Source organism: Pseudoalteromonas luteoviolacea H33-S (assembly GCF_001625695.1).
Lineage (GTDB): Bacteria > Pseudomonadota > Gammaproteobacteria > Enterobacterales > Alteromonadaceae > Pseudoalteromonas > Pseudoalteromonas luteoviolacea_B.
This window is the reverse complement of sequence record NZ_AUXY01000113.1, coordinates 1-1,217: the sequence shown is the minus strand read 5'-3', so window position 1 is coordinate 1,217 and position 1,217 is coordinate 1. Positions and strand designations below refer to the sequence as shown.

1 protein-coding gene is annotated in these 1,217 nt (G+C 42.6%); it reads right to left on the bottom strand.

Features of this window, described 5'->3' with window-relative positions:
- Nucleotides 1-20: 20 nt before the first annotated feature.
- Nucleotides 21-1,142, bottom strand: a complete 1,122-nt coding sequence (locus N477_RS22345) for an ISAs1 family transposase (protein ID WP_063363768.1) — start codon at nucleotides 1,140-1,142, stop codon at nucleotides 21-23.
- Nucleotides 1,143-1,217 lie beyond the last annotated feature (75 nt).

Sequence of the window (1,217 nt, the reverse complement as noted above, 5' to 3'; positions counted from 1 at the left end):
CAGGGCAAGAGCATGAAAAATCACTTGCTATTCAATACCTTTTCTAGGTAGCTCTCGTTCCTAGCTGCTTTTAGCTGTTTAGCGCGCACACCTTTGCTAAAGGATGTTTCTTTCTTTAATAAATTCAATGCAATATGTCTTACACCAGCAAACACTTCTGCTGCGCCGTCGCGGCGTATACGGCAGCCATCTTCATTCATTGCCACATCCAAACACCAATGAAGGCTGTTCTCAATATGCCAATGCGCTCGTGTAGCTTCAGCTAATCTTTGCGCACTCAAGTTCGCTGAACTTATGTAATATCGATATGTTAACTCACCTTGCTTTTGGTTATCCGATTTACGGTAAGACACTATCACGCCTACACTTTGTAAATTTGGCCAGCTTGCACTTGCTGGAATTAGAGCCATGTCATGGCAGACAACAGCTGCCCTAAACTCTTCTCGACCTCGTTGATAATCAACCTCACTTAGTAGGCTGTCACTCGCTATTTGGCGTGTAATTTCCGGCTGTAAGCGTTGTTTTACTTGCTTAAATAAGCTGCCCTGATTAGCTTTAAGTGTCAGCAAATAGTCCGCTTCTTTTTCTATAATTTGTTTCGCAATCTCCTTTTGGCAGCCCATTGCATCAATGGTCACTATACAACCTTTTAGCTCTAGCAGCTGAAGCAATTCTGGGATAGCTGTGATTTCATTGGATTTCGAGTCAGTCTTACATTGACCTAACGTCACGCCATTTTCACAGGCAAACGCACTGACAATGTGGATAGCATCTTTTCTATCTGGCTGTTTAAATGAACCTTTTAGCCTTTTTCCATCAATGGCAACCACACTGCCGTTTGTTAGCTCGCTACAGCTTTGCATCCACTGAGAGAAACAGGCTTGGAATTGAGTCATATCGATGCGGCTAATAACTCTTGCAATCGTGTCGTGTCGCGGCACGCCGTTAGCTAACGTTATAAATTTACGTAACCAAGGTAGTTTGTCATGGGCAAAATCTTCGATTTCTTCCCAACCTTGGCAACCTGCGATTACGGCACTGATAGTTAGAAACAGAATATCGGATAATAGATGTTGCACTTTGCTTTGCTGGCGTGGGTCATCAATGGAAGAAAAGTGTTCAAATAATGTGTTGGCTGACATAATTGGGCTGCTTAATCTGAAAAGCAGAATAAGATCATAAATTTATGTCATGGTAAAGTTCATGATCTTGCCCTG

What these genes read in the sequence shown, in the direction of transcription:
- N477_RS22345 (WP_063363768.1), bottom strand. Translation starts at nt 1,142, where the DNA reads ATGTCAGCCAACACATTATTTGAACACTTTTCTTCCATTGATGACCCA.